This is a genomic window from Catenibacterium sp. co_0103, assembly GCF_004168205.1.
Lineage (GTDB): Bacteria > Bacillota_I > Bacilli_A > Erysipelotrichales > Coprobacillaceae > Catenibacterium > Catenibacterium mitsuoka_A.
In genome coordinates this window covers 1-17,572 of sequence record NZ_RCYB01000043.1, presented here as the reverse complement: position 1 = coordinate 17,572, position 17,572 = coordinate 1, and the positions used below count along the sequence as shown (strand labels likewise).

The 17,572-nt window shown below is 33.9% G+C and carries 16 protein-coding genes; all 16 read right to left on the bottom strand.

What is annotated here, in order from left to right:
• Positions 1–86: 86 nt before the first annotated feature.
• The 16 genes from miaA to EAI80_RS08080 all read right to left on the bottom strand — a co-directional run bounded on the left by miaA (position 87) and on the right by EAI80_RS08080 (position 17,307).
• Positions 87–1,001, bottom strand: a complete 915-nt coding sequence (miaA, locus tag EAI80_RS08155; protein WP_129981639.1) for a tRNA (adenosine(37)-N6)-dimethylallyltransferase MiaA — start codon at positions 999–1,001, stop codon at positions 87–89.
• Complete coding sequence (gene mutL, locus EAI80_RS08150; protein ID WP_129981638.1) at positions 998–2,767, bottom strand: DNA mismatch repair endonuclease MutL; 1,770 nt, start codon at positions 2,765–2,767, stop codon at positions 998–1,000. Before mutL ends, miaA begins: the two co-directional genes overlap by 4 nt.
• An 8-nt stretch (positions 2,768–2,775) precedes the next feature.
• Positions 2,776–5,241, bottom strand: a complete 2,466-nt coding sequence (gene mutS, locus EAI80_RS08145) for a DNA mismatch repair protein MutS (protein ID WP_187012523.1) — start codon at positions 5,239–5,241, stop codon at positions 2,776–2,778.
• A gap of 63 nt (positions 5,242–5,304) precedes the next feature.
• Positions 5,305–6,408, bottom strand: a complete 1,104-nt coding sequence (locus tag EAI80_RS08140; RefSeq protein WP_129981637.1) for a M20/M25/M40 family metallo-hydrolase — start codon at positions 6,406–6,408, stop codon at positions 5,305–5,307.
• A gap of 59 nt (positions 6,409–6,467) precedes the next feature.
• Positions 6,468–7,976: an IMP dehydrogenase gene (locus EAI80_RS08135; protein WP_129981636.1), complete on the bottom strand. Its 1,509-nt coding sequence runs from the start codon at positions 7,974–7,976 to the stop codon at positions 6,468–6,470.
• Positions 7,977–8,027: 51 nt separating this feature from the next.
• Complete coding sequence (locus tag EAI80_RS08130; protein WP_161220306.1) at positions 8,028–8,366, bottom strand: YlbF family regulator; 339 nt, start codon at positions 8,364–8,366, stop codon at positions 8,028–8,030.
• A complete protein-coding gene (gene miaB / locus EAI80_RS08125; RefSeq protein WP_129981634.1) occupies positions 8,350–9,801 on the bottom strand; it encodes a tRNA (N6-isopentenyl adenosine(37)-C2)-methylthiotransferase MiaB in 1,452 nt (483 codons plus the stop codon). The genes EAI80_RS08130 and miaB overlap by 17 nt, the downstream gene beginning before the upstream one ends.
• A gap of 72 nt (positions 9,802–9,873) precedes the next feature.
• Positions 9,874–10,800, bottom strand: coding sequence for an AEC family transporter (locus EAI80_RS08120; protein WP_129981633.1), 927 nt, complete (start codon positions 10,798–10,800; stop codon positions 9,874–9,876).
• Positions 10,801–10,858: 58 nt separating this feature from the next.
• Positions 10,859–11,104 carry a hypothetical protein gene (locus tag EAI80_RS08115; protein ID WP_129981632.1) on the bottom strand — a complete coding sequence of 82 codons (246 nt, stop codon included), beginning with the start codon at positions 11,102–11,104 and terminating at the stop codon, positions 10,859–10,861.
• A 78-nt stretch (positions 11,105–11,182) separates the two neighbouring features.
• Positions 11,183–11,965 carry a TIGR00282 family metallophosphoesterase gene (locus tag EAI80_RS08110; protein WP_129981631.1) on the bottom strand — a complete coding sequence of 261 codons (783 nt, stop codon included), beginning with the start codon at positions 11,963–11,965 and terminating at the stop codon, positions 11,183–11,185.
• A 44-nt stretch (positions 11,966–12,009) separates the two neighbouring features.
• Complete coding sequence (gene rny, locus EAI80_RS08105; RefSeq protein WP_129981630.1) at positions 12,010–13,557, bottom strand: ribonuclease Y; 1,548 nt, start codon at positions 13,555–13,557, stop codon at positions 12,010–12,012.
• A gap of 108 nt (positions 13,558–13,665) precedes the next feature.
• Positions 13,666–14,217, bottom strand: a complete 552-nt coding sequence (locus EAI80_RS08100) for a TetR family transcriptional regulator (protein ID WP_161220305.1) — start codon at positions 14,215–14,217, stop codon at positions 13,666–13,668.
• A 50-nt stretch (positions 14,218–14,267) separates the two neighbouring features.
• On the bottom strand, positions 14,268–15,302 hold the full coding sequence (recA, locus tag EAI80_RS08095) for a recombinase RecA (RefSeq protein ID WP_129981628.1): 1,035 nt from the start codon (positions 15,300–15,302) through the stop codon (positions 14,268–14,270).
• A 44-nt stretch (positions 15,303–15,346) separates the two neighbouring features.
• On the bottom strand, positions 15,347–15,802 hold the full coding sequence (locus EAI80_RS08090; RefSeq protein ID WP_129981627.1) for a CinA family protein: 456 nt from the start codon (positions 15,800–15,802) through the stop codon (positions 15,347–15,349).
• Between the two features lies 1 nt (position 15,803).
• Complete coding sequence (gene pgsA, locus EAI80_RS08085) at positions 15,804–16,394, bottom strand: CDP-diacylglycerol--glycerol-3-phosphate 3-phosphatidyltransferase (RefSeq protein WP_022424178.1); 591 nt, start codon at positions 16,392–16,394, stop codon at positions 15,804–15,806.
• A gap of 1 nt (position 16,395) precedes the next feature.
• Positions 16,396–17,307 (bottom strand): helix-turn-helix transcriptional regulator, encoded by a 912-nt coding sequence (locus tag EAI80_RS08080; RefSeq protein ID WP_161220304.1) that lies wholly within the window; start codon positions 17,305–17,307, stop codon positions 16,396–16,398.
• Between the last annotated feature and the right edge of the window lie 265 nt (positions 17,308–17,572).

Below are 17,572 nucleotides of genomic sequence, written 5' to 3'. Positions count from 1 at the left end.
GAAAAAAATAAAAAGACCTCTCTGATTTTGAAATCAAAGAGGTTTTTGGCATTTGTTCGCTTAACTTAATACCATTGCTCGTTAGACTATCTTTTTTTATACCATTCTTCGATATCTTTTAATACTTGGTGAATTGTGGAATCAAAATCTTCTAGATTGACATCGTACCAATGTACATCAAATTGGTTATTAAACCATGTATATTGTCTTTTCGCATAGTTACGTGAATGTTTCTTGATTTCTTCTATGATCTGTTCTTTTGTTTTTGAACCTTCAAAGTAATCAAACCATTCCTTATAACCAATAGCCTTCATAGACTGCGCATTACGTGATAAACCTGAATCATAGATTTTCTTAACTTCTTCTTCTAATCCCTGTTCAATCATTAAATCAACACGTTTATTAATACGGTCATAAAGAATAGGACGTGGAAGTGTGAGTCCTACAAAATAAATATCATAAACAGGCTTATGTTCCTGCGCTTCTAGAATATCACTTTTTCTTTTTCCTGATTCTTCATAAATTTCAATAGCACGTAATACTCTTTGACGATTATTAGGATGTAGATCTAATGCTGATTGAGGGTCAAAGGACGCCAAATACTGATGTAGTTCTTCATTTGTATAATGGGCATACTTTGCTTTTATTTCATCATGCTTAGATTCTGTTTCTTCAAAAGTGTAATCATAAAGAGCACCTTTGATATAAAGACCTGTACCTCCTACCACAATAGGCATATCGATTGTATCGATATAATGACGAACTTCTTTTTGAAATTCACTGACAGAAAATGTTTCATCAGGATTCTTGATATCAATCATATGATGAATAATACCCTGCATTTCCTCTTCTGTTACTTTGGCAGTTCCAATATCCATCGTACGATAGATCTGCATAGAATCACCACTAATGACTTCACCATGAAGTGCTTCAGCTAAAGAAACACCCATACGTGTTTTACCTACAGCTGTAGGTCCACATACCGCAATTACTTTTTTCATACTACAACCCTCTTAAATAACTTTTCTAATTCATAATCACTATAGAATATGATGATTGGTCTACCATGAGGACAGACATAAGGATTATCACAGCGCATAAGATTATCTATAATTGTCTGCATATCCTGTGTTGTGAGATATGTATTTCCTTTGACACTTGCTTTACATGCAAGTGTTGCAATAGCATGTTCCTGCATAGCAACAATATCCACACTTTGATTATTTAAAACTTCTTGAATCATTTCATCAATAAAGATCTTCTCATCGATATTTTTCATCCATAAAGGTAAACCACGCACAATGTATGAATGTCGGCCAAATGATTCAAGATGGATTCCAACTTCTTCCAATAACCCTTTATGTTCATCAATAACAAGACATTCACTTTCAGGATATTCAAAAGTAAGAGGAACAATCATCGGCTGGATGGATAAGTCAGGATGAGAAAACTTATTGAGGAAATATTCATAATTGATGCGTTCCTGTGCTGCATGCTGGTCAATGATATAAAATCCTCTTTCATTTTCTCCTAAAATATAAGTACCTCTTGTTTGGCCAATAACCTTAATTTTTTCTTTAATTGGTTTAAGTGGTTCTTCTTTTGGAGATTCTTTGATTTCTACTTTTTCGGGTTCATAAACAGGCATTTCTTCATGAACAGTTTCAATAACTGGTTCTTCTTTGACTTCTTCAAAAACCTCATCAAGAGGAATAGTCATCTGTGCAAGACTTGGTTTGAAGGATGCTTTTTCTGTTTCTCTAGTAGATGGTTTATAAGTGAGATTCTTTTTGGATAAAGCCTCTTCCAAACCCTTAAGTAGTAATTCCTTTAATTCTGTTTCTTTAGAGAAACGTACTTCTAGTTTTGCTGGATGAACATTTACATCTACAAGATATGGATCTACATCAATCTCTAACACTGCAATTGGATAACGTTTATCAGCTAAATAACGACGATAAACCTCATTGATTGTATTAATCGTTTTCATATTCTTGACATAGCGATGATTCACTAGAGTAACAATATGATTCTTTGAAGAACGAGATGTATCAATTTTAGATATATAACCAGCCACATGAAACTCTTCATTGCCAAAATCAACATGAATCATATTTTTTGCAACAGGAATACCATAAATTTCACTAATAACTTCTAATAAATTATTTCTTCCATTTGTCTTGAATATTGTTTTATGGTCATGTATAAGAGTAAAAGAAATTTCTGGATGAGCGAGGGCTAGACGCTCTACATAAGAATAAATAGCTGCGAATTCCGCATTAATAGACTTCATATATTTAAGTCTTGCAGGTACATTCTGGAAGATACGTTCTACTGTGATCTTCGTACCGCGATTCATTGCCACACTACCTACATTTTTTCTTTTTCCAAATTCATATTCTACTTTTGTATTTTCTTCACCATTGTTTGTTTCAAGAGTAAAGACACTAATAGAAGCAATAGAAGGAATAGCTTCTCCTCTAAAGCCTAATGTAGTGATATTGAATAAATCATTTTCACCTACAATCTTACTTGTTGCATGACGACTAAAGCATAAAAGTGCATCTGCACGATTCATTCCTATACCATCATCAATCACACACATCTTGCTTGTACCACCCTGTTCTACTAGAATAGTGATACTTTTAGCCTTAGCATCTATACTATTTTCTGTCAACTCTTTAATAACACTTGCAGGACGTTCAACAACTTCGCCTGCTGCAATCTTATTGGCTAGATTTTCACTTAATTGTCTAATATGTCCCATAGTTTCTCCTACAACATTTTCTTTAATTCAATTAATGTACTTAATGCATCAAGTGGTGAGAGACTCATTGGATCAATGCCTTTGAGTGTTTCTTCTACAGCACTTGTTTTTATAACTGGTGTCACTTCAATATTCTGTAATTTCTCTTCAATATTATTGTCTTCTAACGATTTCAATATGGCATCTGCACGTACAATAACTTCATCAGGTAATTTTGCGAGTTTAGCAACATTGATACCATATGACTGACCAGAGGGGCCATCTTCAATATGATATAAGAAATGAATAGAATCACTAGATACATCAGCACCTGCATGAACGTTCTTAATAGAAGTGCCTTCCATACGTGTTAATTCATGATAGTGTGTTGAAAAGAAAGTCAATGAATGATTATGGCTTGCAATATATTCTAAAATGCCCTGAGCTAAAGCCATACCATCAAATGTCGCTGTTCCTCTACCTATTTCATCAAATATAATAAGTGAGTTTTCAGTCGCATATTTCAAGGCATTATTAGCCTCCAACATTTCTACCATGAATGTAGACTGACCACTAATTAAATCATCACTCGCACCAATACGAGTAAAGATTGCATCAAAGACTGGAAGAGTTGCACTTTTTGCAGGGACAAAGCATCCAATTTGTGCCATGATCATAATTAAAGCCATCTGTCGCATATAAGTTGATTTACCACCCATATTTGGTCCGGTGATCAACATAATTCTAGCATCCTGTCCTAAAGATATATCATTTTTTACATAACTTTCTTCAGGAATTACTTTTTCTACTACAGGATGTCTTCCTTCTTCTATCTGAATAATATGATCATCATTAAATGTTGGACGTACATAACGATTATAACTTGATACATCAGCAAATGTACTAAACACATCTATCCTAGCTACAATCTTTGCAACATCCTGTATTTCATGTACATAACCCTTAATATATTGTCTTACCTGAGTAAATATTTCATATTCTAATGCAGCGATTCGATCCTGCGCTGAAAGAATCTTATTTTCCATATCTTTAAGTTCTGGAGTGACAAATCTTTCTGCATTGGATAAACTCTGTTTTCTTGTATAGTTAAATTCATCCTTTACTAAAGGCAAATAGCTTTTAGTGACTTCAATATAATAGCCAAAGACACGGTTATAACCAATCTTAAGACCTTTGATTCCTGTACGTTCTTTTTCATTTTCCTCAAAAGTCATTAACCATTTCTTACCGTTCTTACGAATATCACGTAATTCATCCAACTCTTTATTGTATCCATCCTTGATAATATTTCCTTCTTTAATAACTAAAGGTGGATCATCTACAATTGCTTCATCGATTGTATTAATAATACAAGACAAATCAACAAGCTGCATAGCTTGTTCATTCAATTTAGGATGATCAAGACTGAGTAGTTCTTGTTTTAATTCAGGAATTTTCTTTAAAGAAGAACAGATCCACTTTAAATCTCTCGCATTCACATTTCCAAAAGCCACTCTAGAAGCCAGCTTTTCAATATCATAAATATCATTGATCATATGAGTCACTGTATCTCTATCTAGAGGGTTATCCATGAATACTTCTACAAGATCAAGTCTTTCTTCTATCTTCTCTTTAGAAATAAGAGGCTGATCAATCCATTGTTTTAATAAACGACCACCCATTGCACTATGTGTATGATCTAATAGCCATAATAGTGTGCCATATTTCTCATTATTCGCATTTTTAGTAAGTTCAAGTGCCTTCTTTGTGACACTTTCCATATAAACATAATCTTCCTGTTTAACTTCTACAATTGTCTGGATATATTCTAATTCTCTCTTTTGAGTATCAATTAAATAATTCAATAAATTAGCACAGACCTTGATTTGTTTTAAATCATTGATATTATCAAAGATTTTCTTGTAGTTATCTTTAATTGTTTCATTCTTAAAAGGAGACATCATCACTCCATCAATATGAATAGAATCATCTTCTACAACGATTTCTTTAATACCTAATGATTCAATCTTATTACGTAATAGATGTTCCTTCTTTTCTAGGTTTAAACAATAAAATTCCCCTGTAGATAAATCAGCATAAGCAAGTGTATAAGAGAAATCAAATACACCTAAAGCCCCAATAAAGTTATTCACCTTCTCATTTAACTTAAAGTCCATTAAAGTACCAGGTGTAACAATCTGAACAACACCTCTTTCTACAAGACCTTTAGCTTTAGGATCAGATAGTTGTTCTACAATAACAACCTTATGTCCTTGTTTGACCAATTCTTCTACATAACCACTTGCAGCATGAAATGGTACACCACACATTGGTACGCGTTCTTTAACACCTGCATTTTTACCTGTTAAAGCAAGATTTAATGCTTTTGAGGCAATAGCTGCATCATCAAAAAACATTTCATAGAAATCACCAATACGATACATCACAATAGCATCTTGATGATCTTTTTTTAATTCTAAATATTTCTCCATCATGGGAGAGTACTTTTCTTTTTTCAAAATGATACTCACTCCTAACTCCCTCATTATAGCATATTTTTAACCAATCATAAGATGTAATGCTAAGAGAGCACTCTTTTCTAATTCATCTATTGTTGTATATTCACTTACACTATGACAATCATTCATCGCACAAGCCACAACTATTCCTCTAATGCCTTCTTTCACATATCTATTATTATCAGATCCACCATGTGTAGAAATAAGGCGAGGTGTTAATTGAAGATTATGACATGCATGTTTAAAACGTTCAACAACTTCTTCATCTTCATTGATCTTATAAGCTTCAATGTGTACATAATCATCATACTCTATAGAAGCATGTTCTTTATTGGCTTCTTCTTTAAAAACAGTATGAATATGTTTACTCCATTTTAATGCATCCTGATGATCAAAACTTCTTATTTCTCCAGTGATAACGACTTCTCTAGGAACAATATTTCTTCCTTCTCCACCCTGAATTGTACCAAAGTTCACTGTAGTCTTATCATTGACATGACCATTAGGAATTCGATACATAGCACTTGCTGCAATCTTTAAAGCATGAATTCCATCTTCAGGATTAAAACCTGCATGAGCACTTTTACCTTTTACATTAACCTTAAATGAAATAATAGAAGGTGCTTCTAAGGCTGCGAGACCTACTTGTCCTGCTAAATCAAATGTATAAGCAATACGTGACTTGATACAACTAAAGTCATAATAAGCACTTCCCACATCATAAGGCTCTTCTGCAACACTAATAGCAAGTTCTATATCTCCATGAGGAAGATCATTCTCTTTTATTGTACGAATGGCTTCAATATAAGAAGCAAGAGCACTTACATCATCAGCACCTAACACTGTTGTCTCGTCACTTGTAATGCGCCCATCTTCATGAATAATGGCCTGTTTTCCTTTACCTGGTGAAACAGTATCCATATGTCCTGAAAACATAAGAGGTTCTTTGTTTGTATGGCCTTTTAAAACAGCATAAATATTACCTGCTTCAAAGCCTTCTATAGGCATTTCTATGCATTCCATATGACACTCTTTAAAAATATTCATTAAATAGTCTTTCATCTTCTTTTCATGATAAGATTCACTATCAATAGATACCATTTCACAAAATGTCTGAACTAGTCTTTCTTTATTAATTTGCATAAATACCCATCCCTTAAAGCCAAAAAAATGGAAGGAATAATATCCCTTCCATCCTCCTATTATCTGTTACCTGAATTTGAAGAATCCTTTAACAATACGTCATGTGCGCCACCTTCAACAATTGAAGTAGCAGACACAAGCTGGATCTTTGCTTTTTCCTGTAATTCAGCAATTGTAAGTGCACCACAGTTACACATTGTATGTTTCATCTTGCTTAATGATAAACCAACGTTATCTTTTAAGCTACCAGCATATGGCACATAAGAATCTACACCTTCTTCAAATGAAAGCTTCTTATCTCCACCTAAGTCATATCTCTGCCAGTTTCTAGCACGTGCAGAACCTTCACCCCAGTATTCTTTCATATACTGACCGTTGATGTTCACCTTGTTAGTTGGTGATTCATCAAAACGAGAGAAGTAACGACCTAACATAATAAAGTCAGAACCCATAGCTAAAGCTAAAGTCATATGATAATCATGAACAATACCACCATCTGAACAGATAGGAATATAAATACCAGTTTCTTTGAAATATGCATTTCTTGCTTCAGCAACCTCAATAGTTGCAGTAGCCTGACCTCTACCGATACCTTTCTGTTCACGAGTAATACAGATAGAACCGCCACCGATACCGATCTTGATGAAGTCAGCACCAGCTTCTGCTAAGAATCTGAATCCTTCACCATCTACAACGTTACCAGCACCAACTTTTACAGTATCACCATAATGTTCTCTGATCCATGCAATAGTGTTAGCCTGCCAAGCTGAGTAACCTTCAGAAGAGTCAATACATAATACATCTACACCTGCTTCAATTAATGCAGGAACTCTTTCTGCGAAGTCTCTAGTGTTGATACCAGCACCAACTACATAACGTTTAGATTCATCTAATAATTCATTAGGATTTGACTTTCTTGATTCATAATCCTTTCTGAATACGAAATAAAGAAGTCTGTTATCATCATCAATAATTGGTAAAGCATTTAATTTGTTTTCCCAGATAATATCATTTGCTTCTTTTAAAGTAATATCTTTATGTCCGCATACTAACTTATCAAAAGGTGTCATAAAATCAACAACTTTTTCGTTTTCATCCATACGGCTGACACGGTAATCTCTACCAGTCACTAATCCAACTAAACGGCCATTTGCTGTACCATCTTCAGTAACAGCCATAGTAGAATGACCTGTCTTTTCTTTAAGTGCAAGAACGTCTGCTAATGTATCATTAGCGCTTAAGTTAGAATCACTTGGTACGAAACCTGCCTTATAGTTTTTAACACGTCTTACCATTGCTGCCTGTGATTCAATTGTCTGTGAACCGTAGATAAATGAACATCCACCTTCTCTTGCTAAAGCAACTGCCATACCATCATCAGATACAGCCTGCATAACTGCAGATACAAGAGGGATATTTAATGAAAGTGCTGGTTCTTCACCTTTCTTGAATTTAACTAAAGGTGTCTTTAAACTAACATTCTGTGGCTGGCATTCTTCACTAGAATAACCAGGAATTAATAAATATTCATTAAAAGTGTGTGAGGGTTCATTAAAAATATGTGCCATAATAATCTCCTTTTTATATAAATTAGTTCAATAATAAACATTTAAAAACATTTAGTCAATAGCTTTTAATAATTCTTCATTGATGATTGTTTCAACTTGTATAAGGTAATCATTAACTTCACTTTTTAGATTCAAATAATTGACAATCAAAGGATGATTCTCAAAGTATGCTTTTTTGTCTTGATAGACTTTTAACTCTTCATCAGTTAATTCACCAAGAGCCTTCTTTTTAAGAATAATCTGGCTCTCTTGTTTGATTTCATCTTCTAAAGATAATAATTCAGGATGTTCTCTTAAAGTCTTTTCATACTTCTTAAATTCCTGAATAAGAGGATTATTTAGAATTAATTGATTCAAAGAATCTGCTTTATTCTTAGTTATTTGATTCAAGCTGTTCTCCAGTCAATGCCCATGTCTTCGCTTCAGTTACACGAACATCTACAATCTGACCAACCATTGAAGCATCACCTTTAAAGTTAATAAGTTTGTTATGTTCTGTATAACCTGATAAAACATCTGGGTTCTTCTTAGAAGGACCTTCTACAAGTACTTTAACAACCTGTCCTAAGTATTTCTGATTTGCTTCATTAGCATACTTATTCACTAATTCATTTAAGCGATATAAACGCTGTTCCTTATCACTTAGAGGAACATTATCTTCCATCTTTGCAGCTGGAGTCCCTTCTCTAGGTGAATAAATAAATGTATAAGCTAAATCATACTTACAATAGTTATATAAAGATAAAGTATCCTGGAATTGTTCTTCTGTTTCATTAGGGAAACCAACAATAATATCTGTTGTAATAGTACAATCAGGAATCTTTTCTTTAATCATATCAAATAGCTTCAAATAGCTTTCCTTTGAATAACGTCTACCCATAAGCTTTAAAACTTCATCATTCCCTGACTGAACAGGTAAATGAATAGAAGGCATGATATTATCATACTTAGCGATAATATCAATCATATCCGCATTAAAATCCCAAGGATGGCTTGTTGTAAAACGAATACGATCAATACCAGTCTTTGCAACAGCTTCTAATAATGTTGCAAAACTTGTATCGTTATTTAAATCCTTACCATAAGAATTAACATTCTGTCCAAGTAATGTGATTTCTTTATAACCACTATTCTTTAATTCTTCCACTTCCTTGATAATTTCATCTAATTCACGAGAACGTTCCTTACCTCTTGTATAAGGGACAATACAATAAGTACAGAACTTATTGCATCCATACATGATATTCACCCATGCCTTGTAGTTATTGGCACGATGACTTGGAAGATTTTCAATAACATCCCCTTCCTTAGACCAGACTTCAAGAACAAGTTCTTTTTCTAACATTGCCTGTTTTAATAAAACTGGAAGACGGTGGATATTATGTGTACCGAAAATAAGATCAACCTGCGGGAATTTCTCTAAGATCTTATTCACAACCACTTCTTCCTGTGCCATACAGCCACATACACCAAAGATTAGATTTGGTCTAGTCTTCTTGATATTCTTCAAGTAACCAATCTTACCAAATACTTTTTCTTCTGCATTTTCTCTAATAGCACATGTATTTAATAATACAACATCTGCCTGTTTTACTTCATCAGTATGAGTATACCCCATCATTTCTAAGATACCAGATAATGTTTCAGTATCTCTTTCATTCGCTTGACATCCATAAGTCTGGATATAATATGTCTGTCCTTTGCCAATTCCCACCATATCTGCAGGAATCTCAAATGCATCATCTAAATGCTGTACTTCAGTACGACCTCTAGAACGTGCATCCTTTAAAGAAGGACCTTTAAAATATTTACTATAATCTTTCATAAACGCTCCTTTTCGACACCATTATAACAAATACCCCTCATAAAAAAAACCCCCTAAATTAGGGTAAAAGTTTTAAATTAAAAACATATAGACAACAAGTGGAATAGTGAAAACAGATATTAATGTTGTCATAAATATTGTCTTGGCTGCTAGCCCACTATCTCCACCAGATTTATTCGTAAATAATACTGCAGAGCTTCCTACCGGCATAGATAACATAATCAAAGTCAATCCTCTTAAATAACTATCTTTGATTAAAAATGCAATTGCAGGATAAGCAATGACAGGGAAAATTAACTGCTTTATTATTGTATAAATATAAACACGTAGTTCATTAAATACATCTTTAATATTCATTGCCCCAAGTGTGACACCGATAATAATCATCGCGAGAGGTGTTGTCATATCTCCTACCATACCTGTAAAGTCTGTGATAATCTTAGGTGCTCTTATATGCAATAAATAGAGAATAAGCGCTAAGAAAGAACAAATCACACCTGGTGTAATTAAATTCTTAAAATTCAGTTTATTGCTTCCCTGCTGGCCAATTCCAATCAAATAGACACCTAAAGTAAATAACATAATATTAAATACCATGCCAAATAAAGATGTATGGAAAATAGAATCGTTTCCAAATATAGCTTTCATAATAGGATAACCAATAAAGCCAATATTAGAAAATACTGTCATAAAGACATAAAGACCTGTTTGATTACTTGGGACATGTAACAATTTATTAATAAACAATCCAATAAAAGGTGTAATAACATAAGTAATGATCGCAATACCTAAAATAGTGAAAATTGTTTTTGAGTCACTATATTTTTCTGTACATAATACAGAATTCAATACCATGCATGGTGTCGTGACCGATAAAACTAGAGATGTGAGTTTACTATTTGTATTCAAATCTAAAATATTTACTCGATATAATAAAAAGCCTAACCCCATTAATACAAATAATACAACCATCTGTCCAATAATCACATTTATATCCATAAGATCCCCCTTCTATCAAAAAAAGGCACAGGATTTAACCTGTGCCATAAAATTACTCTTATCCAAAGAATCCATCAGGCTGGATTGAGAAGTACATATAACTTCCTTCTGGAGTCTTCTTGAATAAAGACTTACAATGAGAGGCAGCGTCTTCTGGTGATAATTCTGTTTCACATTCGAAAGTAGCCTTAATACCAGCTTTACTTACATACTTCAATTCTACCTTATCATCCTTATATCCATCAAAAAAAGTAACTAGCTTTTGCACCTGTGCAGTCTGCATTAAAATTTTACATTTAGCCATAAAAAACTTGTCCTCCTTCAATAACTAGAACTATTATACTGTATTCTTCACAAAATGTGAAGACGCTTTCTCTTGTTTTTACTTGAACTTTACCTGTGGATCAATTCTGATTCTTTCAATGTTTGTACACTTGTTTCCATCAAAATGAAGCAATGTTGCACAAAGCTGTCCCTCATCTTCAACAACTCTAAAAGGTGTCATAATACCCTTAACACTACGTTCAATAATTGCTTCTTTTTCACACCCAATAACACTTTCATATGGTCCAGTCATCCCAACATCACATTGGAATGCTGTGCCCTTTGGAAGAATCTTTTCATCACCAGTAGGAACATGTGTATGAGTACCTAATACTGCACTGACACGTCCATCTACATAGTAACCAAAGGCTATTTTTTCACTTGTTGCTTCACCATGGAAGTCAATGATATGGATATCACTGCTATCATTTTCTAGTACAGGCTCAATAGCTTCAAATGGATTTTGAGGTTTTCCATCCATAAAAGTAAGACCAAGTAAATTAGTCACTCTTATTTTTTTACCTTTTACCTCAATGACTCTAGAACCTACTCCTGGCATTGCAAGTGGCTTATTGAGTGGGACAATTAGCTTGTCTGCTTCATCAATATAATCAAAGATTTCTTTCTTTGAATAAGTATGATTGCCCATAGTTATTAAAGAAATACCATAAGACAGTAATTCATCATAATGTTTCTGTAATAATCCTTTACCATGGCTTGTATTCTCACCATTCGCAATGACACATTCAACACTATATTTTTCTACAATTTTTGGTAGATATGTCGCAATCATCTTACGTCCTGTCTTGCCAAAAATATCTCCTATAAATAATATATTCATTTTATTCACATCCTTAAAGAAAAAGTAGATAGGTTGGACCCTATCTACTTAGCTATTTCATTAGCACGAATCTCACGGATCACAGTTACTTTAATATGTCCTGGGTAAGTGAGTTCGGTTTCAATCTTTTCTTTGACATCTCTTGCAAGCTTATGTGCTTTTAAGTCATCAATCTTTTCTGGATTAACGATAACTCTAATTTCACGACCTGCCTGGATAGCAAATACCTTATCCACACCTTCAAACTGTTTAGGTAATTCTTCAAGTTTTTCAAGTCTCTGGATATAATTTTCAATTTTTTCACTTCTACTGCCAGGTCTTGCAGCTGATAATGTATCTGCTGCAGAGATGAGTACTGCAATGATAGATGTTGCTGGAACATCACCATGATGAGATTCAATCGCATTGATTACAGTTGCATTTTCTCCAAATTTCTTAGCAAATTTAGCACCTAATTCAACATGGCTTCCTTCCATTTCATGGTCTACTGCTTTACCTAAGTCATGTAATAAACCAGCACGTTTAGCAAGCTGCTGATTTAATCCAAGTTCAGAGGCCATAATACCTGCAAAATGAGCCACTTCAATTGAATGCTGTAAAGCATTCTGACCATAACTTGTACGATATTTTAACTTACCAATCATCATGACAAGTTCTTTGTTCATTCTTGATAATCCTAATTCAAAGACAGCATCCTGCCCTGCCTTTAAAATAGTATCATCTAAATCCTTCTTAGTCTTAGCGACTACTTCTTCAATACGTCCTGGCTGAATACGTCCATCATGAATAAGTGTTTCAAGTGATAAACGAGCCACTTCACGACGAATTGGATCAAAACATGATAATGTAATCACTTCTGGAGTATCATCGATAATTAAATCTACACCAGTTGCATTTTCAATTGCCTTAATATTACGACCTTCACGACCGATAATACGTCCCTTCATTTCTTCACTTGGAAGTGCTACTACACTGACTGTGCGTTCAATGACTTCTTCCTGAGAATAACGATTCAAGGCATTCGCAATAATATCCTTTGCAAATAATGAAGCTTTAGTCTTTGCTTCATCTTCTTGTTCTTTGATATAAGCAGTGACCTCAGTCTCCATACGCTGTTCTACTTGTTTAAAGAGTTCAGCTTTTGCTTCCTGTGCAGACATAGCTGCAATTTTTTCAAGTTCGGCTACTTTTTCATCAATCTGATGTTGTAGCTTTTCTTCCCTGACCTCTAGTTCCGCCTTTTTCTTATTTAATTGTTGGCTTCTTGCTTCAAGAGCATCTTCCTTTCCCTGTAAAGAAATATCTCTACGGTCGATGTTCTGTTCACGTTGTAATAGCTTATTTTCAAACTTAGTCAATTCTAAGCGCTGCTGCTTTGCTTCTTTTTCAGCTTCAAGCTTATATTCATAAGCTTTTGTTTTTGCATCAAGCGTTGCTTCTTTAATGAGATTGTCTGCTTTTGTATTAGCTTCTTCAACAATTGTTTTGGCATCTGCATTTGCTTTAGAAATCTTCAAACGGATATACATATAATAACATCCTGCACCTAAGACAAACACAAGAACATAGGTCAAGACTTTAATTAAATTCATATAAAAGCCCTCCGTGTCCTATGTATAAAAGTGCTAAAAAGCACTAGTTATATTATAATATATTTATATTCACTTTTCAATCATACATTAACGTAAAAAAGCAGTCTTCTATCTGGACTGCTTACTTGCTTTAAGGGGATTTGTCATCAATAATGTGGTATTAAACTTATCTAGAAATGCTTCTAATTCAATATCATTGTTATTTTCAATAAAATTATAATCTATGCATCCCATAATCGCATATGTGTAAAACCATATGAGATTATCAAATTTTTCATCTGATATATCCACAATAAAGTTATCCAATAAATATTCTGTAAATATTCTTTTAAATACTACGTACAGATAATGGTCTAACTGATTACGGTTCATTGAAAACGCAATATGTCTAATGGCGCGACGATTTTCCACTAAAAATTTCAAAGCAACCTCAGAACATTCACTCCAGGAAGCACCTTCTTCAAACATCCGTTCAATGGTGATAACATGATTATTAAAGACAGATTCAATTAAAGAATAAATATCATCAAAATGATAGTAAAAGGTATTTCTATTAATACCACATTTATCCGCAATATCCTGAATCGTGATCTTATCAAGAGGTTTTTCTTCAACAAGTTCTAGGAATGTATTGATTATAAGCTGTTCTGTTTTTTTCATATTACACCACATTTCACAAAAAGGCGGAATATTCCGCCTGTTAAACGAGACTATTCTGCAGCTTCAGCCACTTCTTCAGTGCCAAAAAGCTGTGCTTTGACTTTTTCTTCCACTTCTTCAAAGATAGCTGGATGTTCAATAAGGAAGTTTTTCGCATTTTCTCTTCCCTGTCCAATCTTCTCACCATTATAGGCATACCATGCTCCTGATTTTTCTACAATATCGCCTTCTACTGCTAAATCAAGAATTTCACCATCACGTGAAATACCTTTACCATAGATAATATCAACCTGAGTTGTCTTAAATGGAGGTGCTACTTTATTCTTAACAACCTTGATATTGGCTTTATTACCAATAATTTCGCCATTCTGTTTGATTTGTTCACTTCTTCTAATTTCTACACGTACAGAAGAATAAAACTTCAAGGCACGACCACCTGTTGTTGTTTCTGGATTTCCATACATAACCCCAATCTTTTCACGTAGCTGGTTAATAAAGATCACTGTACAGTTTGTCTTATTCATAACACCTGAAAGCTTTCTTAAAGCCTTACTCATCAAACGTGCCTGTAAACCAACTGCTGCATCTCCCATTTCACCATCTAATTCCACCTGTGGAACAAGAGCTGCAACCGAGTCAATAACAATCAAATCAATCACACCAGAACGTACCAACATTTCAGCAATCTCTAACGCCTGTTCACCACTATCTGGCTGTGAAAGAATCAATTCATCAATATCAACACCTAAATTCTTTGCATAAACAGGATCAATAGCATGTTCAGCATCAATGAATGCTGCTTTACCGCCCTGCTTTTGTGCCTGGGCAATCGCATGTAATGTAAGAGTTGTCTTACCACTTGATTCAGGACCATATATTTCGATAATACGACCTTTAGGGTAACCACCAATACCTAATGCTTTATCAAGAGTTAAAGAGCCTGAAGGGATGACGTCTACATCCACTGCTGTACGGTCTCCAAGACGCATAACAGACCCTTTACCAAATTTCTTTTCAATTTGACTGATTGCATCATCTAATGCTGCATCAGTATCTTTGACTGCGGTTTTCTTTTCCTTCGCCATAAACATATACCTCCATACATATTCATACGACAATTATTTATAAATTACTTCAAAATTTCAGAAATCTTCATTTTTCCGATTGCAAGAGCTTGTTCTACAATCTGTTTACGGCTGCCTTCTAGTTCATATTCATATGTATGAACTTCATCCTTATAGGCAATTCCAATATATATCAAACCGACCTTCTTGCCTTCCATAGCATCTGGACCTGCATTACCTGTAAATGAAATACAAAGATCTGTCTCAAACATCTTCTGTCCATTGATACACATAAGGCCTGCTACTTCATTCGATACTACACCATAGGTATCAATCACTTCCTGAGGGATACCTAATACCTGATGCTTAATAATTGTCTGATAACTGACAAGACTTCCCTTATAAACAGCAGAAACTCCTGGAACTGATCCAAGAGTTGCTGCAAAGTTTCCTACTGTAAAGCTTTCAACACTAGAAATTGTTACATTCTTTTTTATCAACAATCTAACTAAATCTTCCATATTACATACTCTCCATGATTAAATCTCTATTCTTCCAGAAATAATCAATACCAGATAATAATGAAACACATGCTGCGATATTAATGACATAATTCGCAAATGGGATATCCCAGTGTGCAAAGATTGGATTATTTAATAAGAGAAGACAAATACCCACCATCTGAGTGACTGTCTTAAGTTTTCCATAAATACTAGCAGCAAGAACTCTATTAGAACTAGACGCAACAAGACGTACACCATCCACGAAAGTATCTCTTAAAAGCATAACGATTAAGGCAATGACTGACATCTTATTGTTCCAAGTAAGAAGAATAAGTGCTGAATTCACAAGCATCTTATCCGCAATAGGATCCACAAACTTACCAAAAGTAGTGACAAGATGATTTTTTCTTGCAAGATAACCATCTAGAAAGTCTGTAAGAGATGCTCCTAAAAATACAATAAAAGCTAATAACTGAATGACAGAGATATCAGTAAAGAGAATATGAATCTGAGGCACACTGATATCTGTAAAATAAGGACATAAATATAATGCGATAAATACTGGCACAAGACATAAACGTGTTACTGTTAAACGATTTGGTAAATTCATCTTACTTCTCCAATGTTAAATTAGTATATTTAAGTCCTGTTTCAGCCTTTTCTTCATCAGTTAATGGAACTTCTACATCATCCACATATACCTTAACACCAGACTGTTCACCACTTACAAGTCTTAATGTGCTAAAGTCTGCTGTATTTAGTGTTACTTCAACACTGTCGCCTTCATTATAAACCTTACCTTCAAACTTAGTGTATTTAGTACGGTTTACATAAAGACTACCCCAGCACTTCTTAGAATATTCAACCTTTAATTTAAAAGTCTGTGCATTTGGATCCTTTAATTTAAAATTATAATTTAAATCACTATTTCTTGTATAAGTCACTGCAGGTACAACTTCTTCTTTCTTCTTTTCAGTTTTCTTTTTAGAAGGCTTCTTAGTTACTTCACCTGCTGCAGTCTGCTGATTACTTGTAAATGATGGTACATTTGCCTTAGACTTTGTTTTACTAATCGCAAAGAAACCTACACAGAAAATCATCGCAACAAGTAATATAATAATAATTACTCTAATCACATTCAAATGACTCTTATCACCTACTACACCTTTATTATTTGTAAATGAAGGCTTTTCAAAACGGAAAGCTTTTGCTTTTTCCTCATCTGCAGATAACTTTTTCTTTGTATTCTCACTCTGTGCTTCTGCTTCCTGTAATTCTTCTAACTCAATTTTCTGAGTTAAATTTAAATATTCATTCTGCACTTCTTTTTCATTTATATCAAGAGCACGGCAGATTTTTCTTAAATACATCTTCATATAGGCTTCTTCACCCTGATAATGGTCAAAGTTGCCATTTTCTAAATCATTAATTATTGCGATTGAAAGCATTGTCTGAGAAGATAATTCCTCCACAGATAATCCTTTTTCTTCTCTTTTCTGTTTAATTATTTCACTAATATTCATCTCTAAGCCTCCTTGCATTCATATCAAGTCTATTTAACCACAAATAGTCTCATTTTACAACTATTATAGATACACAAAAAAAGACGAGTAACTAAATAGACTTGGGGTTTACTCAAGCTTTGAAAAAGTCAGGGGTATGAACTCCTGGCTTTGCTTTTATGCTGTCAACTTTTTAGGGGCAGTTTTCTGCTATCTGTTTTGTTTATTTCATAAATCATTTATCATGTTCTTAAGGTCAATAAATCTATAGAAAGAAAAAAAGGAT